General features: G+C 60.5%; 25 protein-coding genes and 1 tRNA gene. 11 read left to right on the forward strand and 15 right to left on the reverse strand.

All coding sequences use genetic code 11. The features are described from left to right. The 3 genes from AAFO92_RS05970 to AAFO92_RS05980 all read left to right on the forward strand — a co-directional run bounded on the left by AAFO92_RS05970 (position 1) and on the right by AAFO92_RS05980 (position 1,812). Positions 1-1,221: a cysteine desulfurase gene (locus AAFO92_RS05970; RefSeq protein ID WP_347533739.1), complete on the forward strand. Its 1,221-nt coding sequence runs from the start codon at positions 1-3 to the stop codon at positions 1,219-1,221. 206 nt (positions 1,222-1,427) lie between these two features. Further along, a complete protein-coding gene (locus tag AAFO92_RS05975; RefSeq protein WP_347533741.1) occupies positions 1,428-1,559 on the forward strand; it encodes a hypothetical protein in 132 nt (43 codons plus the stop codon). A 176-nt stretch (positions 1,560-1,735) separates the two neighbouring features. Next, positions 1,736-1,812: transfer RNA gene (locus AAFO92_RS05980), tRNA-Arg, on the forward strand. A 218-nt stretch (positions 1,813-2,030) separates the two neighbouring features. On the opposite strand, the gene AAFO92_RS05985 is transcribed toward AAFO92_RS05980, so the two are convergent. The 4 genes from AAFO92_RS05985 to AAFO92_RS06000 all read right to left on the reverse strand — a co-directional run bounded on the left by AAFO92_RS05985 (position 2,031) and on the right by AAFO92_RS06000 (position 6,409). Then, complete coding sequence (locus AAFO92_RS05985) at positions 2,031-2,804, reverse strand: SDR family oxidoreductase (protein ID WP_347533742.1); 774 nt, start codon at positions 2,802-2,804, stop codon at positions 2,031-2,033. Positions 2,805-2,980: 176 nt separating this feature from the next. Continuing rightward, positions 2,981-4,030: a hypothetical protein gene (locus AAFO92_RS05990; RefSeq protein WP_347533743.1), complete on the reverse strand. Its 1,050-nt coding sequence runs from the start codon at positions 4,028-4,030 to the stop codon at positions 2,981-2,983. Positions 4,031-4,332: 302 nt separating this feature from the next. Next, the gene (locus AAFO92_RS05995) at positions 4,333-5,358 is read right to left on the reverse strand and encodes a LysR family transcriptional regulator (RefSeq protein ID WP_347533744.1); all 1,026 of its coding nucleotides are present in this window, start codon (positions 5,356-5,358) and stop codon (positions 4,333-4,335) included. Between the two features lie 145 nt (positions 5,359-5,503). Continuing rightward, positions 5,504-6,409: a LysR family transcriptional regulator gene (locus AAFO92_RS06000; protein WP_347533745.1), complete on the reverse strand. Its 906-nt coding sequence runs from the start codon at positions 6,407-6,409 to the stop codon at positions 5,504-5,506. Positions 6,410-6,526: 117 nt separating this feature from the next. Here AAFO92_RS06000 and AAFO92_RS06005 point away from each other — a divergent pair, with 117 nt between their 5' ends. Further along, positions 6,527-7,750 (forward strand): acyl-CoA dehydrogenase, encoded by a 1,224-nt coding sequence (locus tag AAFO92_RS06005; protein WP_347533746.1) that lies wholly within the window; start codon positions 6,527-6,529, stop codon positions 7,748-7,750. A 148-nt stretch (positions 7,751-7,898) separates the two neighbouring features. Continuing rightward, positions 7,899-9,296, forward strand: coding sequence for an MATE family efflux transporter (locus AAFO92_RS06010; RefSeq protein ID WP_347533747.1), 1,398 nt, complete (start codon positions 7,899-7,901; stop codon positions 9,294-9,296). A gap of 187 nt (positions 9,297-9,483) precedes the next feature. Here the strand turns inward: AAFO92_RS06010 and AAFO92_RS06015 are convergent, their stop codons facing one another. After that, positions 9,484-9,906: a hypothetical protein gene (locus tag AAFO92_RS06015; RefSeq protein WP_347533748.1), complete on the reverse strand. Its 423-nt coding sequence runs from the start codon at positions 9,904-9,906 to the stop codon at positions 9,484-9,486. 17 nt (positions 9,907-9,923) lie between these two features. Beyond that, positions 9,924-11,297, reverse strand: a complete 1,374-nt coding sequence (locus AAFO92_RS06020; protein ID WP_347533749.1) for an ISNCY family transposase — start codon at positions 11,295-11,297, stop codon at positions 9,924-9,926. A gap of 188 nt (positions 11,298-11,485) precedes the next feature. On the opposite strand from AAFO92_RS06020, the gene AAFO92_RS06025 reads away from it, so the two are divergent. Then, positions 11,486-12,118, forward strand: a complete 633-nt coding sequence (locus tag AAFO92_RS06025) for a hypothetical protein (protein WP_347533750.1) — start codon at positions 11,486-11,488, stop codon at positions 12,116-12,118. A 99-nt stretch (positions 12,119-12,217) separates the two neighbouring features. Here the strand turns inward: AAFO92_RS06025 and AAFO92_RS06030 are convergent, their stop codons facing one another. Both AAFO92_RS06030 and AAFO92_RS06035 read right to left on the reverse strand, forming a co-directional pair. Further along, positions 12,218-12,445, reverse strand: coding sequence for a transposase (locus tag AAFO92_RS06030; RefSeq protein WP_347533751.1), 228 nt, complete (start codon positions 12,443-12,445; stop codon positions 12,218-12,220). Beyond that, entirely contained in the window at positions 12,442-13,095 is a 654-nt protein-coding gene (locus tag AAFO92_RS06035; protein WP_347533752.1) for an IS1595 family transposase, read from the reverse strand. The genes AAFO92_RS06030 and AAFO92_RS06035 overlap by 4 nt, the downstream gene beginning before the upstream one ends. Positions 13,096-13,393: 298 nt before the next feature. Between AAFO92_RS06035 and aroQ the strand changes: the two genes are divergently transcribed. Continuing rightward, the gene (gene aroQ / locus AAFO92_RS06040; RefSeq protein ID WP_347533753.1) at positions 13,394-13,837 is read left to right on the forward strand and encodes a type II 3-dehydroquinate dehydratase; all 444 of its coding nucleotides are present in this window, start codon (positions 13,394-13,396) and stop codon (positions 13,835-13,837) included. Beyond that, entirely contained in the window at positions 13,834-14,589 is a 756-nt protein-coding gene (locus AAFO92_RS06045; protein WP_347533754.1) for a LuxR family transcriptional regulator, read from the forward strand. Before aroQ ends, AAFO92_RS06045 begins: the two co-directional genes overlap by 4 nt. 336 nt (positions 14,590-14,925) lie before the next feature. On the opposite strand, the gene AAFO92_RS06050 is transcribed toward AAFO92_RS06045, so the two are convergent. From AAFO92_RS06050 to AAFO92_RS06070, 5 genes are all read right to left on the reverse strand, one after another. Further along, on the reverse strand, positions 14,926-16,047 hold the full coding sequence (locus tag AAFO92_RS06050; protein ID WP_347533755.1) for a serine/threonine protein kinase: 1,122 nt from the start codon (positions 16,045-16,047) through the stop codon (positions 14,926-14,928). A gap of 524 nt (positions 16,048-16,571) precedes the next feature. Beyond that, positions 16,572-17,444 carry a translation elongation factor Ts gene (gene tsf / locus AAFO92_RS06055; RefSeq protein WP_347533757.1) on the reverse strand — a complete coding sequence of 291 codons (873 nt, stop codon included), beginning with the start codon at positions 17,442-17,444 and terminating at the stop codon, positions 16,572-16,574. 77 nt (positions 17,445-17,521) lie between these two features. Next, on the reverse strand, positions 17,522-18,331 hold the full coding sequence (rpsB, locus tag AAFO92_RS06060; RefSeq protein WP_347533758.1) for a 30S ribosomal protein S2: 810 nt from the start codon (positions 18,329-18,331) through the stop codon (positions 17,522-17,524). A 153-nt stretch (positions 18,332-18,484) separates the two neighbouring features. Further along, entirely contained in the window at positions 18,485-19,081 is a 597-nt protein-coding gene (locus AAFO92_RS06065; protein ID WP_347533759.1) for an N-acetyltransferase, read from the reverse strand. 10 nt (positions 19,082-19,091) lie between these two features. Then, entirely contained in the window at positions 19,092-20,057 is a 966-nt protein-coding gene (locus tag AAFO92_RS06070) for a homocysteine S-methyltransferase family protein (protein WP_347533760.1), read from the reverse strand. 379 nt (positions 20,058-20,436) lie between these two features. Here AAFO92_RS06070 and AAFO92_RS06075 point away from each other — a divergent pair, with 379 nt between their 5' ends. Beyond that, on the forward strand, positions 20,437-21,345 hold the full coding sequence (locus tag AAFO92_RS06075; RefSeq protein ID WP_347533761.1) for a pseudouridine-5'-phosphate glycosidase: 909 nt from the start codon (positions 20,437-20,439) through the stop codon (positions 21,343-21,345). Positions 21,346-21,469: 124 nt separating this feature from the next. Beyond that, the gene (locus AAFO92_RS06080; RefSeq protein WP_347533762.1) at positions 21,470-22,168 is read left to right on the forward strand and encodes a DUF502 domain-containing protein; all 699 of its coding nucleotides are present in this window, start codon (positions 21,470-21,472) and stop codon (positions 22,166-22,168) included. On the opposite strand, the gene AAFO92_RS06085 is transcribed toward AAFO92_RS06080, so the two are convergent. Both AAFO92_RS06085 and AAFO92_RS06090 read right to left on the reverse strand, forming a co-directional pair. Continuing rightward, positions 22,165-23,187, reverse strand: a complete 1,023-nt coding sequence (locus AAFO92_RS06085; RefSeq protein WP_347533764.1) for a patatin-like phospholipase family protein — start codon at positions 23,185-23,187, stop codon at positions 22,165-22,167. The genes AAFO92_RS06080 and AAFO92_RS06085 overlap by 4 nt on opposite strands. Before the next feature lie 91 nt (positions 23,188-23,278). Next, positions 23,279-24,052 (reverse strand): 3-hydroxybutyrate dehydrogenase, encoded by a 774-nt coding sequence (locus tag AAFO92_RS06090; protein WP_347533765.1) that lies wholly within the window; start codon positions 24,050-24,052, stop codon positions 23,279-23,281. A gap of 272 nt (positions 24,053-24,324) precedes the next feature. Between AAFO92_RS06090 and AAFO92_RS06095 the strand changes: the two genes are divergently transcribed. Further along, a complete protein-coding gene (locus tag AAFO92_RS06095; protein WP_347533766.1) occupies positions 24,325-26,154 on the forward strand; it encodes an extracellular solute-binding protein in 1,830 nt (609 codons plus the stop codon). Positions 26,155-26,237: the final 83 nt, after the last annotated feature.

The raw sequence follows: 26,237 nt of genomic DNA on the forward strand, positions 1-26,237 counted from the left end.
ATGTTCGACATCGAAAAGATCCGCGCGGATTTTCCCATCCTCAGTCGGGAGGTGAACGGCAAGCCGCTGGTCTATCTGGACAATGGCGCCTCGGCGCAGAAGCCACAGGTGGTGATCGACGCGATCACCAACGCCTATGCCCATGAATACGCCAACGTGCACCGCGGGCTGCACACGCTGTCCAATATCGCGACAGAGAAATACGAAAACGTGCGCGGTATCATTGCCCGGTTCCTGGGGACCGAGGACGAGGATCAGATTGTCCTCAACTCGGGAACGACCGAGGGGATAAACATGGTCGCCTATGGCTGGGCCATGCCGCGGATGGAAGCGGGCGACGAGATCATCCTGAGCGTGATGGAACACCATGCCAACATCGTGCCCTGGCATTTCCTGCGCGAACGCCAGGGGGTGGTTCTGAAATGGGTCGATGTGGATGCCACCGGCGCGCTTGATCCGCAAAAGGTGATCGACGCGATCACGCCCCGCACAAAACTGATCGCCGTGACCCAGCTGTCAAACGTGCTGGGCACAAAGGTGGATGTGAAGGCCATTTGCGACGCGGCGCACGAAAAGGGCGTGCCGGTACTGGTCGATGGCAGCCAGGGTGCCGTGCATATGCCCGTGAACGTCACCGACCTGGGCTGTGATTTCTATGCGATCACCGGCCACAAACTCTACGGTCCGTCAGCATCCGGGGCGATCTACGTGCGCAAGGAACGCCTGGCCGAGATGCGCCCCTTCATGGGCGGCGGCGACATGATCCGCGAGGTGCACAAGGACAGCATCACCTACAACACCCCGCCGATGAAGTTCGAGGCCGGCACACCCGGGATCGTGCAGATCATCGGGCTGGGGGCGGCGCTGGAATACATGATGGACGTGGGAATGGAGGCGATTGCCGCCCATGAGGACGCGCTGACCGCCTATGCCGCCAGTCGCCTGACCGGCCTCAACTGGCTGAACCTGCAGGGCACGACGCCCGACAAGGGCGCGATCTTTTCCTTCACGCTGGAAGGGGCGGCGCATGCCCATGACATCTCGACGATTCTCGACAAGAAGGGGGTGGCCGTGCGCGCGGGACATCATTGCGCTGGTCCGCTGATGGATCACCTGGGCATGACCGCGACCTGCCGCGCCTCGTTCGCAATGTACAATACCGAATCCGAGGTCGATACCCTGATCGAGGCGCTGGAACTGGCGCATGAGCTATTCGCCTAGGTGACAGCGGGGCAGTCGCGGCTGGCTGGATCGGTAAGAAACCCGTTTGAAAACGGTGCCTTAGGCCGATCACCCCGGCCCCCGACAACAGACGTATGTTGCAAAGTTGCAATCCCGGCACAGCTTTGCCGGTTCGCGCAACTAGGACTCGACGAGCGGTAACAGGTGTTGTTAGAGTGCAGTTGTTGCCAACAACGGAGAAAAATATGAAACTCTTCAACATCATGACAGTGATTGCCCTCGGCGCATTTCTGACTGCCTGCGCACAGCAGCAGGAAGAGCCCGCACCGGTGGTCGAGCCAGAGCCGGTTTACGACAAATACGGCAACCCGGTCTAACTGACGACCCAGTTCCGAAGAATCACTTGAACCTGGGCTGGTTATTCCCGCCCAGGTTTTCTCGTGCCGGGTAAAACCCTTCTGAACACGCAGTTTTCCATGCGATGTTCGATTGTTTTCCCGCCGCGAATTTTCCAATTGAGGCCGCACAGGCTTTGCCCTATACCGCCGCCAACGCACCTGTAGCTCAGCTGGATAGAGCGCTGCCCTCCGAAGGCAGAGGCCAGAGGTTCGAATCCTCTCAGGTGCGCCATTCCTCATGGTGTGGACCTCTTACCCCATAAGTTGTTTGCGTTTTCCGGTACGGATGCGCCCGTATCATGTGGCACGCCTCGGTCCGGCCGCGCGGCAGATCTATCATCGCTTGCAGTGGCCGCCCTGACCTGCAAGCAGGCGCGCGCGCGAAGGGGCCGGTCCTGCTTGTTGGTGAAGACCGGCCGCAGGGTGCGTTGCCAGGCACCGCGCATAGGTTCATGCCTCGGTTTGCAAAAGGCCGAGGCGCGCCAGCCCTTCCTTGGTCTTGATTGAAAACTCGTCTCCGGCAAACTCAGCACCTTCCGGCCCGCACAGGAATGCCACCGCCTCGGCGGCCCATTCTGGCGGTTTGTGCACCGACCAGTCGAGCTGACTGACCGCGTTGACGCCGGAAGCCCGGATCTTTTCCATCATCCCTGTGGCCACCGTGCCGGGGCTCAGGCCCACCACGCGCACGCCCTTGTCACCGACCTCTTGGTGCGCGCATTCGGTGAGTTTTCTGGCCGCCACCTTTGTCGAACAATAATGGCTCCAGCCTTCAAGCGCGCTATTGGCCGCGCCCGAGCTCAGGTTGATTATCACGCCCTGGCCGCGCTCCAGCATATGGGGGATGGCCAGCCGCAGACCGTAAAAGACACCTTTGAAATTGATGTCCACCGCCGTTGACCAAATCTCGGGGTCGGCATCTTCGAGGCGGGCAATCGGGTCAATGACGCCCGCGTTGTTGACCAGAATGTCAACCGCACCGAATTCCGCGATCGTGCGTTCGAAGACGGCAGCCAAATCCGCATATCGCGCGACATCGCAGGCAACCGCCAGCGCGCCGCGCCCCGCGGCGCTAAGCGCATCCGCCTCGTGCCTGATCGCGTCATCCGAGCGCGCTGCCAGGACCACATTCGCGCCGCACAAGGACAATTTGCGCGCGGTCGCAAGACCGATGCCGCGGCTCGCGCCCGTGATGATGGCTGTCTTGCCTGTCAGATCAATCATTCGCTTCTCCTTGCGTTCTCAGTCAACCGGATAGGGGCCGCGATTGCCCGTTCGCATGTTGTAATAAATCAGACGACAAGCGTTCCGTTTGCATGGCATCAGAATATGCGCCGGCGGGATCTGCATGTTCGTTTCGACCACGATCGATTTCGGATAGAGATCCCGGGCCGGACAGGTCATTTCAGCCGGTAGCGCCGGATATAGAACTTCTCCGGCGGCGTGTCGGAACGGCGGCTCTCGGTAAGGCGGTGGCCGAGCCCGGACTCGGTGACATAGACCAGCGACGGATCGGCCGCGTCGATCATGAGATTGACAGGAATATCAAGACCTTCGGCCAGTGTTTCAACCGGGCGAGCACCTTGGGCCAGCGGATCGACAATGCGTGTCAGCTTGCCATTCCCGCTGCCCACGCCGCTTTCGACCAGCAACAGGTCTCCGTTCTGGTCAACGGCAAAGGCATCGGGGTATTCCAGTGGGCGTTGAAGTTCCAGGCGGCGTAGCCGCGCAGGGCCCGCATCGGCGCGCTCGACCGCAAGGATGGTGCCGGAACCCAGTACGCCAACAAGCAGCGTTCGGCCATCTGCGGCCATCGCGATCCCCGCGGCGCCAACGCCGTTAATGCCTGTTCCCTCGGAGGCAAGCTGCTGATCCTCGACAAGGACCGACAGGCGATTGGCGCCAGGAGGAAGCATCAGGATGCGCGGTAGGCTCGTGTCTGTGACAAAGAGTGTGCCATCCTCGCCCAACAGGATATCATTCGCAAAGCCCGCGTCGGGCACGAGCATAACGATGTCGACGGCCCCCGTAGTGACGTCGCGCGCGAAAATGCGGTGTGCGCGCCGCTTGTGGCTGCCATCAGGCTGCTCTACCCCGAGAAAGTCAGGAGAGGCCCCCCACAGGCGACCCGATCCATTGTCATATTTGAGCGTGGTGCCTGCGAAGACTGACGGGTCCTCGATATCAAACCGCTCCTTGCCTTCGCCGCTGATCCTGAGGATCTGACCGCTGACGACAGATCCGACGAAAAGGGCGCCATCCGGGTCTTGGGTGATCCCGTTCGGATAGAGGAACGAGGATGGGAGCTCGATCGGATCGAGCGATTCCACCTGCGCCGATGCGGGCGGTGCCGCCACCGCGAAACACATCGCAAGGATGAGCAGAAAGTGGCGGGTAATTCGGTATCCGGCGCGTTGTTCCGCTGGCAATCTATATTCAGTCGACCTCATGCCATACCTCCAAACCTTCCGGGCCATCCGGGTTCAATTCCTGTCGAGTCGTGAAAAATTCCGGCATGACCAGGGGCAGCCGCTCGCTCAGTATTATGGGGGCAGGGCGGGCGCGCTTCAATCGAACCCGGCGCAGATAGAGTATTGCGCGCGGCGCAATAATCCGTACCGGCGGCGGATCCGCGTGGTGGCGTATCATTGCGGGTCAACGTTACCCGATGCCGGCAACCGCGGGCGATCAACGGCCGGCAGGTTGCCGGAAAACCGGGTTGGCGGATGCGAGCGCGGCATCCAACTGGCAATTATGTGAAAGAATCCTTGTTTTCCAACAGGAAGTCGATGAACACGCGCGCCTTCGGTGGCGTAGAGCCAGACGTTGCATAAACTGCGTGCAGCGTTGACGTCGGCACAACCCACTCTGGGAGAACAGTGACCAGCTCTCCGGCTTCCAAGGCCGGTCCGACAAGGAAATCGGCCAGTAGCGCGACGCCTTGGCCCTCTGCGCTGGCGTGGTACAAGGCAGATGAATCATTGGCGCAAATAAAAGGTTTGACGTTGACGGTTCGCGAAACACCGTCGCGCTCAAGCAACCAGGCATCTCCGGTCACAAGGTTCGAGAAATGCAAGATGCGGTGGTCGGACAGGTCATCGGGTGTTTCAAGCCCCGGCGCATTCGCCAGATAGGCCGGCGAAGCGACCAGTCGGCGACCGATCGGGCCAATCTTTCTGGCGCGCAGGCTGGAATCCGAGAGCGTACCGATGCGAATGGCCACATCGACCCGCCGCGCGACAATGTCGACATAGTCGTCCGTGTAGATCACATCCAGGCGGATTTCAGGGTAGCGTTCGGTGAAGCGGGGAAGAAGAGGCGCCAGGCGAAGCCGTCCGAAGGTCGCCGGCAGACTTACCCGCAACAGGCCGGCCGGATCATTGCCCAGAACCGACACGGCGGCGTCTGCTTCCTCGATATCGGCCAGAATGCGCGCGCATGAAGATTGGTAGGCCGTACCGGCCTCGGTCAGCGTCATGCGGCGAGTCGTTCGGATAAACAGGTTCACACCCAGGCGTTCTTCGAGCCGCTTGATGCGGCGCCCCAGCGTCGACGGCGTTATCCCCAGCCCCCGTGCCGCTTCGGCGAAATTCAGGCACCTTGCGCCTTCGACAAACGCGCGCATCAGGGCGAGGTGGTCGTTGTCAGATTCGATCGACATGTCAGGAGATACCCGAGCAGACAATAACCTGCAGCGCAACGGAAAGCCGGTCCAGACGGGATCATCTTTGCTCACGCGCAGGTGAGCTAACTGACAGATACGGTTGCGCATCCGCATGCGCAGGGTCTGATTACTTGAATGTCGATCAATCCGCACGGCCTGCCGATTATTGGAAAAGCTCGGTAACCTGCCGGGGTCGCTGCTGAGTGGTCGTCGCGGTCAGGGCCCACGCCTTGCCCTGCGCAGGCAAAGCGGGACCGGGTCAGCGCGGCAGCAGGTCTTCATCCTCGCTCTGGCCCGCCAGCCAGTCGCGGAATTTCATCAATGCCGGATCGCCTGATTTCTGCACCGGCCAGACGAGGTAGTAGGCGCCCGGAGATTCAGTTGTACCACCCCAGACCGGCACCAGGCGCCCGGTGGCAAGATCCTGTTCGACAAGATAGTCAGGCAACAACGCCACACCCAGCCCGTGCAAGGCCGCCTGGGTGATGGTCGAGAACTGATCGTAAACCGTGCCGGTGACCGTGGTGGCGGTGACGCCATGTGCGGCAAACCAATGCTGCCAGGCCTCGGGCCGGGTCTCGATATGCAGGATCGGCAGGCGCAGGACGTCCCGGGGATGGCTGGGCCTGTCCCGCAGCAGCCCCGGCGCGCAGACCGCGATGACCCGCTCGGTCCTGAGGCGCAGGTGATCGGTTCCCGGCCAGTCCGGTCTGCCGAAATGAATGGCCGCGTCATAGGGTTCCGCGGCAAAGCTGAACGGCTTGATCCGGGTTGCCAGGTTGATCGTCACCTCGGGATGCAGACGGGCAAAATCGCCAAGCCGCGGCACCAGCCACTGCATCCCGAATGTCGGCAGGATCGCCAGGTCAATGCTGCCACCGGCGGGATTCACTGTCAGTTTCACCGACGCCTGGGTGATCTGCTGAAGGGCCTGCCGGACCGTCGCGGCGTAATCCCTGGCCTCGGGCGTCAGGATCATGCCGCGCCCCTGCCGATGGATCAGGGACACCCCCAGTTGTTCTTCGAGGGTTTGCAATTGACGGCTGACCGCACTTTGGCTGAGGGAAAGCTCGCTGGCCGCGGCGGTGGCGCTGCCAAGCCGGTCCAGCGCCTCGATGGCGCGTAACGAGGCGATGGATGGCACAAAGCGGCGCGGTGCGTTCATAGTTGCATAAAACTCATAGGTACTTGCGGAATTGCTGATAGGAATAGGCCTTTGCGTGATGTATTGTCCACTGAAACAGCGGATAAATTGCGAAAAACTCATGTGGTGGAGGCCCCAATGACACTCGATTCCCCCAAACTGAAAGCCAAGGATGCCCCGGATCTGGGTGTTTTTGACTGGCAAGACCCGTTTCGCCTGAACGACCAGTTGGAAGAAGATGAACGGATGATCGCCGCCAGCGCCCGCGCCTATGCGCAGGAAAAGCTGCAGCCGCGTGTCATCAAGGCGTTCAGCGACGAGGAAACCGACCCCGAGATTTTCCGCGAGATGGGGCAGATGGGCCTGCTGGGCACGACGATCCCCGAGGAATATGGCGGGCTGGGCAGTTCTTACGTCAGCTATGGTCTTGTCGCGCGCGAGGTCGAGCGGGTCGACAGCGGCTATCGGTCGATGATGTCGGTGCAATCGTCGCTGGTGATGTACCCGATCTATGCCTATGGCTCCGAAGAACAGCGCCAGAAATACCTGCCGAAACTGGCCAGCGGAGAGATGATCGGCTGTTTCGGCCTGACAGAGCCTGACGCGGGCAGCGATCCGGCGGGAATGAAGACCCGTGCCGAGAAGATTGACGGCGGCTATCGCCTGACTGGGTCCAAGATGTGGATCTCGAACAGCCCGATTGCCGATGTCTTTGTCGTCTGGGCTAAATCCGATGCGCATGAGGGCAAGATCCGCGGCTTTGTGCTCGACAAGGGCATGAAGGGGCTGAGCGCGCCCAAGATCGGCGGCAAACTGTCCCTGCGGGCGTCGATCACCGGCGAAATCGTCATGGATGGTGTCGAGGTGGGTGAAGAGGCGCTGCTGCCCAATGTCCAGGGTCTCAAAGGGCCGTTCGGCTGCCTGAACCGGGCGCGCTATGGTATCGCCTGGGGCGTGATGGGCGCGGCGGAATTCTGCTGGCATGCGTCGCGTCAATACGGGCTGGACCGGCAGCAATTCAAACGGCCGCTAGCGCAGACGCAGCTGTTCCAGCTCAAGCTGGCGAACATGCAGACCGAGATCACCCTGGGCCTGCAGGCTGCGCTGCGGGTTGGCCGGCTGATGGATCAGGCCAATGCCGCGCCCGAGATGATCTCGCTCATCAAGCGCAACAATTGCGGCAAGGCGCTGGAGATCGCGCGCCACGCCCGGGACATGCATGGCGGCAACGGCATTTCCGAGGAATTCCAGGTAATCCGCCACATGATGAACCTGGAGACGGTAAACACTTACGAAGGCACCCATGATGTGCACGCGCTGATTCTGGGCCGTGCGCAAACCGGGTTGCAGGCGTTTTTCTGATCCGTGGGCTCGGGGCAGGGGGCACTAATGCCCCCGCCGCAAAAAATCTGCTTTTTAATCACGGAAACAGGCCGTTACGATATTGTAATGAGGCGCGTCCGTTTTCATATTCGTTAGTCCGACGTTAACGGTGTGATGGAGCGTGTTCATGGCATTGGCCGAAGCCAGCTTTACCAGGGGCAACCTGATGCGGCATGTCTCGGTCATGTCATTCACGGCCAGCCTGGGCCTGATGGCGGTGTTCGCCGTCGACCTGATCGACATCATCTTCATATCCATGCTGGGGCAGGACGCGCTGGCCGCCGCCGCCGGTTATGCCAGTACCGTGATGTTCTTCGCCAGCGCGGTGAATATCGGCCTGTCGGTGGCCGCGGGCGCGCTGGTGTCGCGCGCGATCGGTTCGGATAACGAGACCGATGCCCGCGAATACGCCACCAGCGTGGTGGTCCTGTCGGTTCTGATCGGGATCGCGCTGCCGATCCTGGCGCTTCCGAATGTCGGGGCGATCCTGGGGGCCTTGGGGGCCGAGGGCGAGGTTGCCGAAAAGGCCGCGCAATACCTGTGGATCATTCTGCCGACGACAATGGTTTCCGGCCTGTCGATGACGGCCGTTGCGGTGCTGCGCGCCCATGGTGACGGTTCGCGTGCGATGTATCCGGCACTGGCCGGCGGCGCGGCAAACGGAATCCTGGATCCGATCCTGATTTTCGGGCTTGGCCTGGGGTTGCCGGGTGCCGCCCTGGCGACGGTTGCCGCGCGGATCGTGACCCTGGGCGTGGCGCTGTACCCGGCCATCAGGCGGTACCAGGCGTTTACCTATATTCGCCCGCAATGCCTGCGCCGGGATGCGAAGGCGGCCATGCAGATCGCGATCCCCGCGGTCCTGGGCACGGTTGCAACACCGGTCGGCACCGCCATCGTCACCCGGGAAATGGCCAAATACGGTACCGACGCCGTGGCCGGTCTGGCCGTCATCAGCCGGATCATTCCCGTGGTGTTTTCGGTGGTGCTGGCGCTTTCGGGCGCCATCGGGCCGATCATCGGTCAGAATTACGGGGCAGGGCAGATGGGCCGGGTCAAGGAGGCGTTCTTTGACGCGCTGACCTTCGTCGGCATCTATGTGCTGCTTGCCGCCGCCATACTGTTCCTGCTGCGCGAGCCGATTGCCGGCCTCTTTGACGCCACCGGCATGACCAGAACGCTGATCCTGCTGTTTTGCGGGCCGCTGGCGCTGGCCAGTTTTTTCAACGGCGCGATATTCGTGGCCAATGCCTCGTTCAACAACCTGGGTCATCCGGGCTATTCCACGATGGTAAACTGGGGCCGCAATACGCTGGGAACCTGGCCGCTGGCGATTTGGGCCGGCACCGTCTGGGGCGCGCCGGGGGTGCTCATTGGCCAGGCCGCCGGTGGCATAATTTTTGCAGTGATTGCCGTTGCGCTTGGCCTGCGGGTGATTGCCAACCCCGAAGGGGAGCCCTTGCCAATGGGCTTCAAATATCAGGAAGATCGCATTCATACGCTCTGCAACCGCTGCGGCCGCTAACGGCCAGTCGGGAACGGATCCGCAAGCATCTCCATGTTGCAACCAAGTAGAAATGTCACTGGTTTTGCAAAGCAGAAGTGTCACCAAATGCGCCAACGGTAGCAAAGCCTGACAGGGCGGAGACCTCATGTATCGCAGCCCTGGCTGGCTTTGCGGTTATCAGACTTTTGGAACGGCAGACCGTCAGTCAGCGGCTGAGAACCCCTTTTTGTGTAGGTTCCCAATTCCACTGAGGTTCGTAGTTTTCCGTGGCGTACAGGTAGACCGCAGACCAACGCTTTTTCTCGGTAAGGCGTTTCCACTTGCCGTCTTCTGCGCCCAGTTTGACGCGATACGAAGTTCCGCCGTTTGTTGTGTTGAAAGACGCGTCTAACGGGATGAGGCTTGATGGCAAGAAATATGCCATCCCAGCCACTCGTAGCTTCGTATCCGTTTCTTCAAGAACATGAAAAGTGTTGAAGCCATCAATTGCGCCCATGTCAGGAGTGCCACGCAGCTGACCTTCAATAGCATAGGCGAGAGCGTCCAGATCAGTCTCGAAATCGGAAAACCTCTCGGTGATCAAATCGAAGAATGGGGATGTGGTGATGATATCGCTTCTGATCGACATGAAACTCTTCATTGGCTTTAAGTTTGAGCGTCTTCCTTAGCAGATCGTTCTGCACGTCGTCGCTCATAATACGTTTCCATCTTTGAAGGTCGCCCCCGGGGACGGCGGCCTGTCTTCTTGTAGCCGTTCTTTACGCTGACAGGTTTGACCTTGGGCGGCGGCGCGGCCTTCTCTTGTTCCTCTTTGATATGAGCCAGGACTGCACCGAGGCGTTTGTTCTCGGTTATCGCGGCGTGCGTGACCCGTTGCTGGTGCGGATCGAAAATGCTGCAGGGTAGGGCAACACCTTTTGCGCGCACCTGGATACGTCCATCTGGCATCTCGTAAACATCAACGTATTTGCCAACCAATCCGCGTGTCAGATCGTTGACTTCCAACCGGATGCGTTTGCGGTCGTACTTTAGCGTCAAATCCTTGGTGACATAGCGTTTGTCGCGCAAGCAGAAGACCTCGGCGAGACGATCTGGCTCGATGTTCAAGGCGCTATGCAGGTTGTCTGGCTTGGCCGGAACCTTGGCAAACTTGGCGTTGTGGCGCTCAACAAAGCCCGCGAGAAATACGTTGCCGTCGTCCATGTTTGAGATGCCCGCAATGCGCAGCTCTTTGACCAGTCGATCCTGAAGCGTTCGGTTCGCCCGCTCGACACGGCCTTTGGCTTGGGAAGAATTGGCGCATATGATCTCGATGTTCAGCTCGGCCAGGGCGCGCCCGAATTGGGTCATGCCCGTCATGTGTTCGTTGGGCTTTGGCACGCGGAAAACGGTGTGCTTATCGCTGTAGAACGCGACCGGGCGCCGGTGTTTGAGCAAATAGCTTTCCAGTGCCTCGAAACAACTGAAGGTGCTCTCAGATGTGACAAACCGCAGCTCCATCAATGTGCTGGTCGCATCGTCAATGAAGACGAGCAGGGTGCAAGGATCGCACCGATCCTCGAACCACCGATGGTCAGACCCGTCAATCTGGATCAGTTCACCGAAGCATTCCCGACGCAAGCGCGGCTGATGAAACGTCCGGCGCTGCTTGCGCGAGAGCCAGATGCCATCTTCTTGCATCCATTTGCGCATCGTCTCACGCGAAACCTTGAATCCGTGATGTTCGGCCAACATCTCAGCCGCCAGTGTCGGCCCGAAATCTGCATAGTTCTCTTTGATCAGGCTAAGCGCGTAATCTCGTTTGGCTTGATGGATGCGGTTGTTCGGAGGTTTGCCGCGCGCCTTGTGCCGGATCGCGGAAGCGCCATCCTGACGATACCGCTTTAACAGCCTGAAAACCTGTCGTCGCGTTAGTCCCAGCATGTTCGCCGCATTGTCGACGCTCAACCGACCGTCATCGACCTGCGCCAGAACCTCCACGCGGTTCAGCTCGCGCTCGCTCATAACCACCCATCCCATGTCTGCTCACCCTCAATGATTTTTGAGGGCAGAGTGACATTCCTGAATTGCTCACGGGTGACATTTTAGCTTTGCGGCTACATCTCAAATATTCGCATAATCAGTATTATGGTAACATCTTTGGGGTGTATCCCCTCAGCATACGTTTGCCCTCGACTCTCACGGGAGAACCGTGAGATGAATTGGGTATGGGCGAAATCGACTTGGAAGAAACGGCTTGGATATGTGGATGGCGCGACGCTTGTTGGGTTATTCAAAACAGTAAGTTATTTTGGGTGCATGATGGCGGCGGTGGCGCTGTGATCGGTGCAATTGAGGGATGGTGGGCTGTAGTTTGGATAATTGGTGGTTTTGCCTTTCTGTTGATTGGTGCAACCGCATCAGCGCCGATACGTCAGCGTGACGAGGCGCGCGCTGAATGTAAGGATCGTCGGGAAAAGCTGTCGCCGCCCGAGCCAAAATATGAATCTTGGATCGATATGGAAACAGCGGCGCCGCATTTTTATGATAAAGCCACTTTACCGGCATTCGACAAAACCGGCGAAATGGCCCAAGCGTTGAAAAATGTCGGTGAGACGCCAGATGGAAGTGTATGGCCTTGCGTAGAGCATTTCTTTCTCAATGGGATTAGTGAAGGCCTTATCAGGGCGCGTGGCCACAAGGAGCAGAGTAGCGCGCTCCGCAATATACCAAGTACAATATCCAAGAGTGTGTACGACATTACGGACGGCGTTATAACGGACGATGAGGACATGGATTGGTCAATCACTGAGATTTACCGCCCGTCTATAGATGAATATCTTAGGTGGCTCAAAAAATGACAAACCTTAAGAAAGCAAGGAAAGACAATAAGTTAGAGGACGTCATCAAAGAGCACGAGGCCGATCCCGAAGGCGACCTCGACAAGTTGGATGAAGTTCTCAAGCGTCCAGTTCGGGAAATCGAGAAAGTAATTCGGAAAGCATCGTCTCGGGACGCAGACGACGATTGAAGCGGTATTCGAACTCCTTGACGTAACGCTGCAGGTGCTTGCGTGAAACGCTGGTATGGGTGCCAGCAATAGACTTTTTCAGGTGATTAAAGAAGCTCTCAATCTGGTTCGTGCTGACACCTTCTGGCGTGGCGTATTCGCCCTCTGAGTGGTTCACGGTCTTGTGTCCATAGCGTTCCAACGGATGGCTTTCTTGTAGGCGCTCAGTTCGTCTGTGTGGATTTCTGTTCCGCCTGCTACGTTCTCGCGGATCACGGGCATCAATGATCCGCGCTTCTGGTCGGGAACAACCTTGAGCATGGCATCGCCGCCGCGCTCGATCATGCCCATTACAACAGTCTTGCGGGCACGCCAGTCGCGGCCTTCGGTCTTGCCACCAACATAGGTTTCATCAACCTCTACGATCTTGCCTTCGCCACCAAGGGGCGCTTCACCGTCGATAGCGGCCATGTGTTCACGAATGAGCGCCGCCATGCGCCACGCGGTCTTGTAGGTAACGCCAAGCTGACGCTGCAATTCCTTGCCGCTGACGCCGTGCTTGGACGTGGTGAACAGGAAGATTGCATAGAACCAGAGCTGCAGGGGTGTGCGGCTCTTTTCGAATATCGTATCGACCATCGGATGAATGTGATGGCCGCACCACTGGCAGGAGTAAGCTTTTTCGTTCGTCAGGGGATACCACTTAGCTTCACGCTTGCACTTGGGGCAGTCGTGGCCTTGACCGAAACGCACGTCAAACAGGTGCAGCAAACAAGCCTCATCGTCGGGGAACTGCTTGAAGAACTGACGAACGTTGCACATTTTCATTGGCTTATCTCCTATACTTAAGGAGATAGGTACGAACTACCGTATGTCAAGGGGATACACCCCACATCTTCGGAGTGTATCCAACTAACCTGAAGTTCCTTAAACCGCTTAATTACAGCGTCTTATGTTGCGTACCTTACCCAAAAGCAGATCAACAACCGCGGAATTATCCGTCAACAGGCCCTGCCAGATGACCACAACAGCTACAAACCTCCGCAAATTTCAGTAACTTGCCGCTGCCATGCTCGACAGCGTCGGTGCTTCTGGTCTAAACAGACTGGCGAGGAATACATTCACCATGACTTCTATTCTTGTTCTTAATGGTCCCAATCTCAATCTGCTGGGTCAGCGGCAGCCTGACGTGTATGGCACCACGACGCTGGCGGATATCGAAGCGATGTGCCGGGAAAAGGCCGACGCGCTGAACGTGACGGTCGATTTCCGGCAAAGCAACGACGAAGGTGCTTTGCTGGACATGATCCATGCGGCGCGCGGATCCGTCGATGGCATCGTCCTGAATGCCGGCGCCTATACGCACACATCCATCGCGCTGCGCGATGCGATCAGTTCGGTCGAGCTGCCGGTGATCGAGCTGCACCTGTCGAATATCCACGCGCGCGAGGCGTTCCGGCACCGGTCCTATATCAGCGGTGTTGCCCTTGGCCTGATCTGCGGTTTCGGTGCCGCGGGATATCCGATGGCGATCCAGGCGATGCGTGACCATCTGGAGGCAGCCGGATGATCCCGACGACGCAGATCAACAGGTTGCTCAACACGCCCAGTATCGAGGCGTTGTGGGACATTCACACCAAGTGCATGGCCGATTACGGATTTGACCGGTTGATCTATGGCTATACACGCTACCGTACCGCGACCTCTCTGGGGGATCCCGAGGATTTCGTGCTGCTGACCAATCACAGCGTCGATTACACGGATGTGTTCATTGGCGAGGGCCTGTTCTTTCATGCGCCCATGGTCCGTTGGGCGCTGGAACATGACGGTGCCTGTTCATGGTCGGTCCTGCGGATGATGATCTCTTCCGGGGCGATGACCGAGCAGGAGGCCAAGGTCCTGGAGTTCAACCAGTCCATGGGGGTGACGGCCGGCTATTCCGTCAGTTTCAAGTCGATTTCACCCAGAACCAAGGGGGCAATCGCCCTGACCGCCCGCGAAGGTCTGAGCCAGGAAGACGTGGACGCGATCTGGGAGGAACATGGCGAAGATATCGTTGCGCTCAACAACATGGCGCATCTGCGGATCCTGTCCCTACCCTATACCGCGCCCGGCCGCTCGCTGACCAAACGGCAGCGCGAGGTGCTGGAATGGGTGGGCGACGGAAAGACGATCCAGGATATCGCGATGCTGCTGGAACTGACGCCCGCAACGGTGGAAAAGCACCTGCGTTTGGCACGTGAGGCCCTGAGCGTCGAGACCACGGCACAGGCGGTTCTGAAGGCCGCTTTTCAGAATCAAATGTTCGTGCTGGATACATAATTCCCGTCATACGAGAACATTGTTTCCGATATGAGCCGAATTTAGGCATCTGGTAAGGAAATCCAGACTTTCGCTAAAGCGCGTTACGTCGCAATATAGTGATGTTCCGTGAGTGGTGGCTTTAAGCCCGGGAACATCAGGCCCGGAACCTCTGTGATATCAGGGCACTCGGGTCTGCCGGTCCTACCGGATGTCGGTCACTGGTCTTATTGATCGGGTCAGTGACCGGCGCTTACCAGACTGTCGTTTCATCCCCAACTAGAGGACAGTCCAACGACCCGCGGTGCCGCTCCTCAAGGCGGCACCGCACCCGCCTAAGGCGAGCGCCCTGCCCCGCTACATCTCTGGGAAATAATCCTGGCAATCGCCCTCGCGGTAAACGTCTGCGGTGCAGCAATGCAGCCCGCCGCCAAAGGCATAGGCGTCGCGCAGCTCGACCTCGACCACGTCCATGCCCAGCTTGTCCATCTGTTCCGCCTGGTAGACTTCGGATTTCTCGACGCAGACGGTCTTGGGGTCCAGAACCAGCACATTCATGCTGAGCCAGGTCGAGGAATAGCACAGCGGCGGCGGCGTGTTATGGGCGGGCTGGGCGGCATCGACGATCTCCCAGTCATTGTCCTGGAACATTTTGCGCTGATCGTCCGGGAGGCGGCGTTGCGGGTTGTTCAGGATCAGACCGGGGCGCAGCGGCGTGAAGGTGGCGTCGATATGGATCGGGTACGGATCACCGGGGAAGTTGACCGCGTGGACGCGGTGATCGGGGAAATGCCGCCGGATCCATTCGATGCCCTTGAGGTTCGTCGTGAACCCGTGCTGAACCACCAGGTCACGGCCAAAACGCAGCACGTCGGCCGCGTCAAATAGCGGTTCCTCCTCGGTGGTGACAAAGAATTTCTCGGCGGTCCATTTCAGCCGCTTCTCCACGCCGATCTTCTCGCTTAGGTAATCGGGGTGGTAATCGGCATCGGTCAGGCGCGGCTTGGGTGCGCATTCATGGCGGAAATTCGGGTCCTCGTTGAAATACTGCTGCATCAGCGGGCGGTAGTTGAGATATTCGAACCAGCGGCAGCGATAGGACATCGTCGCCTCCAGCATTTCACTGCCTACGGTCAGCAGCACATCGCGCGGCGGCATGCAGCCGAACTGGCTGTCGGTGTGGAAATCCGGCGTGGTGGCGGGCAGGCTGTGGTCGATCGGCGTGGGCCGATCCACGCGAATGCCGCGCTTGCGCAGCAGGTCGGCGAAGTTATCGAGCAGCTCGTTGGCGCGGTCAATCGTCTCCTGAGGCCGCCTGCCCCACTGCCCGCGCATGTCGCTGTCTTCGGGTACCTTGGCGTCCAACGCCGGTTCCTCGGGCGGGATATGGCAGTCATCCGCCCGGCCCACGATCACATGTTTCAGCGGATCCCACTCGTTCCAGCTGTTGACCTGCGTTTTCTCTGGCGACCAAGACATGGCCCGCGCCTCCCTGATTGGAGGAGACGAAGGCCGGGCCCCTCAACCTCCCGATTGAAAGTCCCGGCGTACAGGATCGTGTGAAACGGCAGGAGGCTGTGATGCGCTCCGGCGACGCCATCGCCGATTGCCGGAAGGAGATATAGCACCGGTCGCAGCATTTCTGCAATGCGTTAAGCGTTCAGACAAGAAACCGCACAAGAATGTATGTCCGCTTTGCGGACAAAGCAGACGTTGCGGTGTTCCCCGCGCGGAATCAAGGCCGCAGGCCGCCGCGCGATCGCCAGACCGCCCCCCGGGCTGGCGATTGGGTGAAGTAGGCGCATCCTTCAGGTCTTTTTCGGTTCTGGCAGGGATAAATTGCGCTGAACTCAGGTTCGCCGCCACCCCGCGGTCTGGCAATCACGCCGCTCGCATTGACTGACTACTTTGGACTCAGAACGGTCAGTAAGTTGATGTTTCATTCAACAAAAAAGGGGCACCCGCAAGGGCGCCCCTTATTCTTTTTAATTCCCAGGCTGGTATTAGCCCTGGACCGCTTTCGCAACCTCAGCCGCGAAGTCTTCTTTTTCGACTTCGATGCCCTCGCCCACTTCGAGGCGGACAAAGCCCAGGATCTCGGCGCCGGCTTCCTTGGCGGCGGCCTCGACCGTCAGGTCGGGGTTCATCACGAAGGACTGGCCCAGGAGCGTGACCTCGGACATGAATTTCTTCATGCGGCCGACGATCATCTTCTCGATCACCTGCTCGGGCTTGCCGGATTCGCGGGCGATGTCGATTTGAACCTGTTTTTCTTTCTCGACCACCGCCGGGTCCAGCTCGGCCTCGTTCAGCGCGGCCGGGTTGGTGGCGGCGATGTGCATCGCGACCTGCTTGCCGAATGCCTCGTCGCCCTTCAGCGCGACCAATACGCCGATCTTGCCCATGCCGTCCGCGGCGGCGTTGTGGACGTAGGACACAACCGTGTCGCCTTCGACTGACGCCATGCGGCGCAGCGACATGTTCTCGCCGATAGTGGCGATCTTGTCGGTGATCGTGGCCTCGACCGTCTTGCCATCCAGATCGGCGGCTTTCAGCGCGTCCAGATCAGCGGCACCAATCGCGGCACCGGCAATCGCGCTGACCATGCCCTGGAATTCGGCATTCTTGGCAACGAAGTCGGTTTCCGAGTTGATCTCGACCGCGACGCCGCGCCCCCCGTCAACCTTCACGGCCACCAGACCCTCGGCCGCGGTACGGCCGGATTTCTTGGCGGCCTTCGCCAGGCCCTTGGTGCGCAGCCAGTCGACGGCGGCTTCCATGTCGCCATCGTTCTCGGTCAGTGCCTTTTTTGCGTCCATCATGCCTGCGCCTGTCGAATCGCGCAGTTCCTTCACCATTGCAGCAGTGATCGCCATCTCGGCTCTCCTCAAAATTCTCGATTATGCCTGGGGGCGGGCCTACCCTGCCCCCATGTCAGTTCTGTAAAAGCGGCTCAGCTCTGGGCGGCTTCCTCGGCCGGTGCCTCGGCTGCAGCTTCTTCCGCGGGCGCCTCTTCTACGGCTTCCTCGGCCGGGGCTTCTTCCATCGCGCCCAGATCGACACCTGCCGCGCCCAGCTGCGCCGACATGCCGTCCAGCGCCGCACGCGATGCCAGGTCACAATAGAGCGAGATGGCGCGCGCCGCGTCGTCGTTGCCGGGGATGATGTAATCGATCCCGTCGGGCGAGCAGTTGGTATCGACCACGGCCACGACCGGGATGCCCAGCTTGTTGGCTTCGGCCACGGCCAGGGCTTCTTTCTTGACGTCGATCACGAACAGCATGTCCGGCGTGCCGCCCATCTCGCGGATACCGCCCAGCGAGGCCTGCAGTTTTTCCTGGTCGCGCTCGATGCCCAGACGCTCTTTCTTGGTCAGGCCCTCGGCGCCGCCTTCCAGGGCTTCATCGATCTGCTTCAGGCGCTGGATCGATTTCGAAACGGTCTGCCAGTTGGTCAGCGTGCCGCCCAGCCAGCGGTGGTTCATGTAATACTGCGCGCATTTCTCGGCCGCCTCGGCGATCGGGGCGCTGGCCTGACGCTTGGTGCCGACAAACAGAACCCGGCCGCCCTTGGCGACGGTTTCGCGGATCGCGTTCAGCGCCGCGTCCAGCAGCGGAACGGTCTGCGTGAGGTCCATGATGTGGATGCCGTTGCGCGCGCCATAGATGAACTCGCCCATGCGGGGGTTCCAACGCTGCGTCTGGTGGCCGAAGTGAACGCCAGCTTCAAGCAGCTGACGCATGGTGAACTCTGGAAGAGCCATGTCGTTTTCCTTTTCCGGTTTTCGCCTCGGCACGGGATGAGAGGCGGATGCCTCAACCGGTGGACATATGGGGATGTCTCCCCCAACGGCCCGCCCGTACCTGCGGATTTCAATGAAGGGGCGCATACTGGAGAATGCGCCCCGTGGCAAGGGCTAAATCGGCGCCCCTGCCGTCTGTGGCGGACGGATCATCAGGATCCAGTTCTGCCCCGGGCTGGACCAGCCGGGCGCCTCGACAACCGGGCGGCGGGCAACCTCGGTGAACCCCTCGGTTTCATAAAGCCCGATCGCGGACAGATTGGCGTCTTCGGCGATCAGGCTCATGCCGTTATCCAACGCGTTGCGATAGACCGCCTGCAGCAAGCGGCGGCCGATGCCCTGCCCCTGGAAACGCGGGAAGACGGCAAGGGCATTGACGTAATGCGTGCGCGGCGCGCGGTTTTCCAGCTCGATCAGGGGGACAAACACCGCCGGGGTGTCGTCTTCGATCTCTTCCGGCTCGGCGCCGATGTCATAGGTAATAACCCCGCCCACCGGTTGCCCGCCCATTTCGGCCACAAGCGCCGTGCCCGGTGCGGCGGCGCCAAGTTTCGCCTCCATGCGCTCCAGGCTGATCGCGCCGGCATCCTTGTCCGCCGTTACCGCCTGTTGCCAGACCCAGGGCGCCAGGCCCTCGCTGGCCAGTTCAAAGACGCGCCTGAAAACAGGCGCGTCGTCGACTCCGGCAGGGCGTATCAGAACGGACTGCATAGTGTCTCCTTCAAGCGGCATGGGCACGGCCCTTGACGCAGCAATCCCCGACCGCCTGCACATGCCGGTGATCGGTGCCGCAGCAACCGCCCAGCACCTTGATCCCGGTCAGCCCCTGCATCAGGGCCGCGTGCAGCTGGCCGAATTCCTGCGGATCACCATCATCCAGCTCTTCGGCATTGTCCAACTCTTCGTGGCTCATCCGGCTGGCATTGGCCCGCAGCCCACCCAGGCGGCGGGTCCAGTCGGCGCCATCAAGAATGGCCGAGAAGTGATCGGGGTGGGCGCAGTTGATCATGTAATAGATCGGTGCACTATCCGTCGCGCTGTCCACCTCGGCGATGGCCTCGGCAACGCTCTGCCCGGTGGGCAGCCTGCCATCGGTTTCCACGGTGAACGAGATCACCACGGGCACCCCGGCAGCCCGCGCGGCACGGGCGATGCCGATCGCCTCTTCGACATAGTTCATCGTCACCGCCGAGACCATGTCCGCACCGGCGGTTGCAAAGTTGACCACCTGCCGCGCGTGGTATTCCTGCGCCTCTTTCGCCGACATGGCGTGGTCCGGCACATAGCCGTCGCCCGCCGGACCAACGACGCCATTGACCACGACGGGCACGCCCCTGGCCTCCCATTCCGTTGCGATGTCGCGGGCAAACTGCACCGCCTTGGCATTGATCCGGTCGATCTGTTCCGGGGTATGGCCGGTATCTTCGGCCCAGCCCTGGCTGGCGCGCCAGGTGGGCGTGTCCAGCACAAACCCGGTGGCATTTTCCTGTGCCAGTCGCAGGTATCTCTCGAAATATCCCTTCAGCATCGCCCGGCCCTTTTCGTCGTTCAGAAGCGGAAAGGAGGCAAAAGCGGGCAGGTCCACCCCTTCGAGGAAGACCAGCGTCGTTTCCAGGCCGCCATCGGTCAGAAAAGGCTGCTTGGCCGATACCAGCGCGTCAATTGTTGTACTCGTGAAATGTGCCATATTCTAAAGTCCTTGTTCGATCGGTGCGTACACCGGTTACAGGGTGTCCACAGGCGCCCCTCTGAATACCGGGCAGTTCTGCGGTGTGGCGGGTCTGCGCCGCCAAGGTTGCAGTTTCTTTTCACCCGGCGGGGTTTTGCGTTTCAAATGTTGCAAGGGCGGCTTTTTGCTGACCTTGCCGGGAAACGGTCTGTTTTCATATGGTTTACAGACCAGACGCGGGTGGCGCGCCTGATGACGTTGTTACAACTGAAACAGAAAAGCGCGGTCTGATACGTCGCTGAAACACCTGTGTTGAAACAATTCATGCCAGGCAATTCATGCTGTCATCGGATCAACGACAATTGCGAAACCGGTCGCATCGCGACATGATCCGCCCATGAAATTCCTGACCCTCTCACCGGATGTCCGCAAGGCGCGCGACCTCGGCGCGCCCGTGGTTGCACTGGAAAGCACGATCATCACCCACGGGATGCCCTACCCCGAAAACCTGGAAACCGCCCGCCAGGTGGAACGCACCGTGCGAGAGGCCGGCGCGACCCCGGCCACGATCGCGGTGCTGAACGGGCAGTTGAACATCGGCCTGACGGATGCGCAGCTGGCGCGCCTGGCCCGGACACCGGACGTGGCCAAGCTCAGCCGGGCCGACCTGGCGGTCTGCCTGGCCCGCGGCGGCACCGGGTCGACAACAGTCGCGGCGACGATGATTGCGGCCCATCTGGCCGGGATCGCGGTCTTTGCCACCGGCGGGATCGGCGGCGTGCATCGCGGCGCCGAGCAGAGCTTTGACATCTCCGCCGATCTGCAGGAACTGGCCCAAACCCCGGTGACTGTTGTCAGTGCGGGCGCCAAGGCCATCCTCGACCTGCCCAAGACACTCGAACTGCTCGAAACCCTTGGCGTGCCGGTGATCGCCGTGGGTCAGGACAGCTTTCCCGCCTTCTGGTCGGCGCAGTCCGGTCTGCCCGCGCCGCTGCGCATGGACCATGCCGGCCAGATCGCCGCGGCCCACAGGATGCGGGCGCAGCTTGGCCTGCCCGGCGGGCAGCTGGTGGCCAACCCGATCCCCGAGGCGCATGAGATCCCGGCCAGCCGCCTTGCGCCCCTGATTGCCCGCGCAAGCCGTGAGGCCGACGATCAGGGCATCACCGGCAAGGCCGTCAGCCCCTATCTTCTCAAACGCCTGGGTGACCTGACCGGGGGGCAAACTCTGAAGGCCAATATCGCGCTTGTCCTGAATAATGCGCGCCTGGCGGCAGCGATTGCCGCTGAATTGGTGCGCCATTAGCAACGCAGGGTTGAAAATTCAGGCAAACCGCGAATATCCATCGGAAATCTGTTGCCCTGCCCCATTGTCGCCCGGCGGAATTCTGCTTACATGTGCGCAGTCCTGACCCAATAATTTGTGCCTGATGAACACGCCCTTCGACGAAGAACCGCCGCAACCCAAGAAACCACGCCTCTTCGGCGGGCTGCGCGCCAGTTTCCTGACCGGCCTGGTGGTCATTGCGCCGGTGGGCCTGACGATCTGGCTGATGTGGTCGGTGATCGGCTGGATCGACGGGGTCGTGCTGCCGCTGGTGCCCTATAATTTCAACCCCGAGAAATATATCGGCATCAACCTGCGCGGCGTCGGCGTCATCTTCTTCCTGATCTTCACGGTCTTCGTGGGTTGGGTTGCCAAGGGGCTGATCGGCCGCTCGCTGATCGCCTACGCGGAATCCCTGGTCGAACGGATGCCCGTCGTCCGCACGATCTATTCGGGCATCAAGCAGATTTCCGAAACGGTCTTTGCCCAGTCCGAACGCAGCTTTGAAAAGGCCTGCCTGATCCAGTATCCGCGCAAGGGGATCTGGGCGATCGGCTTCATCTCGACCACCGCCAAGGGCGAGGTGGCGGCCCATCCCGAAACCGCCAACGAGATGCTCAGCGTCTTCCTGCCGACCACCCCCAACCCGACCTCGGGTTTCCTGCTGTTCGTGCCGCGGGAGGATGTGATCGAACTGAAAATGTCGATCGAGGATGCCGCCAAGCTGGTGATTTCTGCAGGCCTGGTCTATCCGGGGCAGAACGGGAACGGCAAGACCAACGGCAACGGCAACCGGGCTTAACCGAACATCTCTTTCAGGTCGGTCGTACTGGAAACGTTCAGATCATCGAAATGATCGGCCAGAAACCGATCCGCCGCCGCGCGCCCAGCCTCTTTCAGGCGGCCCAGCAAATAGGGGTTGGGCAACAGCTTGGTGGCAACAGACAGTTCCCGCATCAGGTCGTCATCGGCGATCATGTGCACCAGCACGCGTTTCATCGCGCCCTCGGTGATCGCACCCTCAGCAATCAGCCGCTGGACGAAACTGATCGCGCGCAGTTCGCGCAGCAAAGAAGAATTGAAGCTGATCTCGTTGATCCGGTTCTGGATTTCATGCGCCGCACGCGGCACCTCGGCGCGTTCCAGCGGATTGATGTTGACGATCACGATGTCATCCGGCAGCCCCGGGGCAAACAGCGGAAACAGCGCCGGATTGCCGGTATAGCCGCCGTCCCAGTAATGCTCGCCGTCAATCTCCACCGCCTGGAACAATGTCGGCAGGCAGGCCGAGGCCAACAGGCTTTCACTGCTGATCTCGTCGCCGGTAAACACCCTGATCTTGCCGCTATGCACGTTCGTGGCACAGACGCAGAATGACGGCCCCCGATCGGCACAGACCTTGTCATAGCTGAAACGCTCGACCACGGGCCGAAGCGGGTTGCTGTAGAACGGCCCGTAGGCATAGGGAGAGATCACCCGCGACATGGTGTCCATGACCGTGAAGGGCCAGGACATCTGCAGCACATCGCTGACCAGCGCCGGCGCGGGCATCACCCCCGCCATCCAGACCGGCATCCGCATGTCCTGCACCGCGCCGATCCGCCCCCAGAGCCAGTCGAGATTGTCGCGCGCGCCCTCGCGCCCGCCCATCAGCCACCCGGCCTTGAAGGCCGCGCCGTTCAGCGCCCCCGCCGAGGTGCCCGAGATACCCGCCACCTCGATCCGCTCCTCCTCCAGCAACCGGTCCAGCACACCCCAGGTAAATGCCCCATGCGCACCGCCACCCTGCAGCGCCAGATTGATGCGTTTCAGCTTGGCCATCCCGCCGATCCTTCATCGTTCCTGAAATACTCTGGGGGTGTGGGGGCAACGCCCCCACCCCGGTCGGATTGCGCCAGCAATCCGAAACCCGTCACAGCGCGGTCCACCCCCCATCGACGCTGATCGTCGTGCCGGTGATCTGCGTGGCCGCCTCGGAACACAGGAACACCGCCGTGCCGCCGATCTGGTCGACGGTGGCCATTTCCCGGCTGGGCTGGCGCGTCAGCATCACCTCGCGCAGCACGGTTTCACGGTCCATCCCGTATTCCTTCATCGTATCGGGGATCTGAGCCTCGACCAGCGGGGTCAGCACGTAGCCCGGACAGATCGCATTGGCGGTGATCGGTTCCTCGGCGGTCTCCAGCGCGGTAACCTTGGTCAGCCCGACAACCCCGTGCTTGGCCGCCACATAGGCCGATTTGAACGGGCTGGCGGTCAGACCGTGGGCCGAGGCGATGTTGACCACCCTGCCCCAGCCGGCCTTGCGCATCAGCGGCAGGGCCGCCGCCGTCGTGTGAAAGGACGAGCTCAGATTAATCGCTATGATTGCATCCCATTTCTCGACCGGAAAGGCATCTATGCCCGCGACATACTGGATGCCGGCATTGTTGACCAGGATATCGCAGGCCCCGGCCTTTTCGATCAGCGCACGGCACTGGTCGCCCTTCGACATGTCGGCCTGAATATAGCGCGCCGTCACCCCGTGCTCTGCGCCCAGCTTTTCGGCCAGAGCATGATCCTCATCCGAATCAGTGAACGAGTTCAGCACCACATCTGCCCCCGCCCGTGCCAACTCGGTGGCGACCCCCAGGCCGATACCCGAATTCGATCCGGTGATGATTGCGGTCTTACCCGATAGCGACATGTTCAGCCCTCCTTTGGTATATGGGGCCTGCATATCATGCTGCATCTGCAAAGTGCAGTGGAATACCGCACAGGGCGGTCCAAAAAAAAACGCCCGCACGAAGCGGGCGTTAAGTTATTGAGGCAGGTTTCATACAGGCAAGAAACCTATCGAGCAGTAACCCCTTTATAAGCAATCTGGCGCTCGCATCCAAGCTAAAAGTTTGAAAAGACGTAAAACCCTAATTACGTTCCAGCCCAGACAAACAAGGAATCCGGGGAATTGTTGCCGAAATGAGATCAGAATTTTTCCGCCGTTTGCGGACCCTGGCAGCTGCTTTCCTTGTTCTCTCCATCACTCAGCCACTGGTTGCGGAACCCGTTCATGGCATAGCTATGTATGGCGATCCCGCGCTACCACCTGATTTTGTGTCCCTGCCCTATGCCAATCCGGCCGCCCCCAAGGGCGGGCGGGTTGTTACCGGCAATGTCGGCAGCTTCGATTCGCTCAATCCGTTCACCGTCAAGGGCACCCCGCCCTGGCAGCTGCGCTACCTCACGCACGAGACGCTGATGGGGCGGTCCTATGACGAACCCTTCACGCTTTACGGGCTGCTGGCCGAATCGGTCGAAACCGGCCCGAATCGGGAGTGGGTCGAATTCACCCTGCGCCCCGAGGCGCGGTTTTCCGACGGCAGCCCGGTCACGGTCGAGGATGTGATCTGGTCCTACCGCACGCTGGGCAGCGAGGGTCATGCCCGCTATCGTGGCGTCTGGTCCAAGATCGACAGGATCGAGGCGACCGGACCGCGCCGCGTGCGGATGACGTTCAACGTCGCGGACCGGGAACTGGCGCTTGTTGCCGGTCTGCGCCCGATCCTCAAGAAATCCCAGTGGGACGGCAAGGATTTCGCCGAGGCCGGGATCAGCGATGTGCCGATCGGTTCCGCCCCCTACGCGGTGCACAGCTACGAGGTCGGGCGGAACGTCGTGCTGCGCCGCAACCCTGATTACTGGGGCAAGGACCTGCCGCTGCGCCGGGGCACCAGCAATTTCGACGAGATCCGCATAGAGTTCTACGGCGATGACACTGTGCTGAAAGAGGCGTTCAAGGGTGGCGCGGTGTCTTACGTGCGCGAATTCAACGCAGAGAAATGGGATGCGCAGTACAGCTTTCCCGCTGTCCAGCGCGGTGACATCGTCAAATCCGAAATCCCGGATCAGAAACCGTCGGGCATGGCCGGTTTCGTGATGAATACCCGCCGCCCGCCGCTGGACGATATCCGCGTGCGCGATGCGCTGATCCACGCCTTCAACTTCGACTCCATCAATGACACGCTGACCGGGGGGCGGCAGCCGCGGATCAGCTCGTATTTCTCGAATTCCGAGTTGGGGATGCGCCCGGGCCCGGCCACGGGCCGGGTCAGGGAATTGCTGGAACCCTTCGCCAGCGACCTGCCGCCCGAGGCGCTGTCGGGCTATGCCCTGCCCGAAAGCCCCGATCGCGTGCAGGCGCGGAAGAACCTGCTCAGGGCCCGCGATTTTCTGGCCGATGCCGGTTGGACCGTCGACGCGCGCGGTGTGCTGACCAACGCCCGCGGGCGCCCGCTGATCCTGAACGTGGTGCTGAAACAGGACGGGCTTCTCCAGCAGGCCTCGACGATGATGGATATCTATGCCCGCGCGCTGGAGCGTCTTGGCATCGCGCTGAAGATCGAAACCATCGACTCGGCGCAATATGATGCGCGCGAGGCCGACTATGATTTCGATCTGGCCTTCTTTCGCCGGGCGATCTCGTTGAGCCCCGGCAATGAACAGGTTTTCTATTGGGGCGCACAGGCGGCGGACACGCCCGGTGGGCGCAACCTGATGGGCATGAAATCGCCCGCTGCCGAGGCGATGATCGACGCGATGCTGCAATCCCAGACGCGCGAGGATTTCGTCGCCGCCACCCGCGCCCTGGACCGGGTTCTGACCAGCGGGCGCTATGCCATCCCGATCCAGCAATATTCCGTGGGCCGCATCGCCCATCTGAAAGAGCTGAAATACCCCAAGGACAATTTGCCGATTTACGGCGACGGCGTGCATTTCCTGCCCGAGGTCTGGTGGTACGAGGAAGATTGACCGCAACATAGCCGCCATTCGCCGCAATATCGCTGCGGGGGCGCGCCAAATTCGCCTTAATGGAATGTCAATCTGCCCGGTGC

Source organism: Roseovarius sp. CAU 1744, from assembly GCF_039839345.1.
Lineage (GTDB): Bacteria > Pseudomonadota > Alphaproteobacteria > Rhodobacterales > Rhodobacteraceae > Roseovarius.

Coding starts and splice junctions, on each gene's coding strand:
- AAFO92_RS06025 (WP_347533750.1), top strand. CDS start 11,486: ATGGGCGAAATCGACTTGGAAGAAACGGCTTGGATATGTGGATGGCGC.
- AAFO92_RS05975 (WP_347533741.1), top strand. CDS start 1,428: ATGAAACTCTTCAACATCATGACAGTGATTGCCCTCGGCGCATTTCTG.
- AAFO92_RS06010 (WP_347533747.1), top strand. CDS start 7,899: ATGGCATTGGCCGAAGCCAGCTTTACCAGGGGCAACCTGATGCGGCAT.
- AAFO92_RS06075 (WP_347533761.1), top strand. CDS start 20,437: ATGAAATTCCTGACCCTCTCACCGGATGTCCGCAAGGCGCGCGACCTC.
- AAFO92_RS06045 (WP_347533754.1), top strand. CDS start 13,834: ATGATCCCGACGACGCAGATCAACAGGTTGCTCAACACGCCCAGTATC.
- AAFO92_RS06000 (WP_347533745.1), bottom strand. CDS start 6,409: ATGAACGCACCGCGCCGCTTTGTGCCATCCATCGCCTCGTTACGCGCC.
- AAFO92_RS05970 (WP_347533739.1), top strand. CDS start 1: ATGTTCGACATCGAAAAGATCCGCGCGGATTTTCCCATCCTCAGTCGG.
- AAFO92_RS05990 (WP_347533743.1), bottom strand. CDS start 4,030: ATGAGGTCGACTGAATATAGATTGCCAGCGGAACAACGCGCCGGATAC.
- AAFO92_RS05985 (WP_347533742.1), bottom strand. CDS start 2,804: ATGATTGATCTGACAGGCAAGACAGCCATCATCACGGGCGCGAGCCGC.
- AAFO92_RS06065 (WP_347533759.1), bottom strand. CDS start 19,081: ATGCAGTCCGTTCTGATACGCCCTGCCGGAGTCGACGACGCGCCTGTT.
- tsf (WP_347533757.1), bottom strand. CDS start 17,444: ATGGCGATCACTGCTGCAATGGTGAAGGAACTGCGCGATTCGACAGGC.
- AAFO92_RS06090 (WP_347533765.1), bottom strand. CDS start 24,052: ATGTCGCTATCGGGTAAGACCGCAATCATCACCGGATCGAATTCGGGT.
- AAFO92_RS06095 (WP_347533766.1), top strand. CDS start 24,325: ATGAGATCAGAATTTTTCCGCCGTTTGCGGACCCTGGCAGCTGCTTTC.
- AAFO92_RS06020 (WP_347533749.1), bottom strand. CDS start 11,297: ATGGGATGGGTGGTTATGAGCGAGCGCGAGCTGAACCGCGTGGAGGTT.
- AAFO92_RS06080 (WP_347533762.1), top strand. CDS start 21,470: ATGAACACGCCCTTCGACGAAGAACCGCCGCAACCCAAGAAACCACGC.
- AAFO92_RS06005 (WP_347533746.1), top strand. CDS start 6,527: ATGACACTCGATTCCCCCAAACTGAAAGCCAAGGATGCCCCGGATCTG.
- AAFO92_RS06070 (WP_347533760.1), bottom strand. CDS start 20,057: ATGGCACATTTCACGAGTACAACAATTGACGCGCTGGTATCGGCCAAG.
- AAFO92_RS06015 (WP_347533748.1), bottom strand. CDS start 9,906: ATGTCGATCAGAAGCGATATCATCACCACATCCCCATTCTTCGATTTG.
- AAFO92_RS06050 (WP_347533755.1), bottom strand. CDS start 16,047: ATGTCTTGGTCGCCAGAGAAAACGCAGGTCAACAGCTGGAACGAGTGG.
- AAFO92_RS06085 (WP_347533764.1), bottom strand. CDS start 23,187: ATGGCCAAGCTGAAACGCATCAATCTGGCGCTGCAGGGTGGCGGTGCG.
- AAFO92_RS06035 (WP_347533752.1), bottom strand. CDS start 13,095: ATGAAAATGTGCAACGTTCGTCAGTTCTTCAAGCAGTTCCCCGACGAT.
- aroQ (WP_347533753.1), top strand. CDS start 13,394: ATGACTTCTATTCTTGTTCTTAATGGTCCCAATCTCAATCTGCTGGGT.
- AAFO92_RS05995 (WP_347533744.1), bottom strand. CDS start 5,358: ATGCGGATGCGCAACCGTATCTGTCAGTTAGCTCACCTGCGCGTGAGC.
- rpsB (WP_347533758.1), bottom strand. CDS start 18,331: ATGGCTCTTCCAGAGTTCACCATGCGTCAGCTGCTTGAAGCTGGCGTT.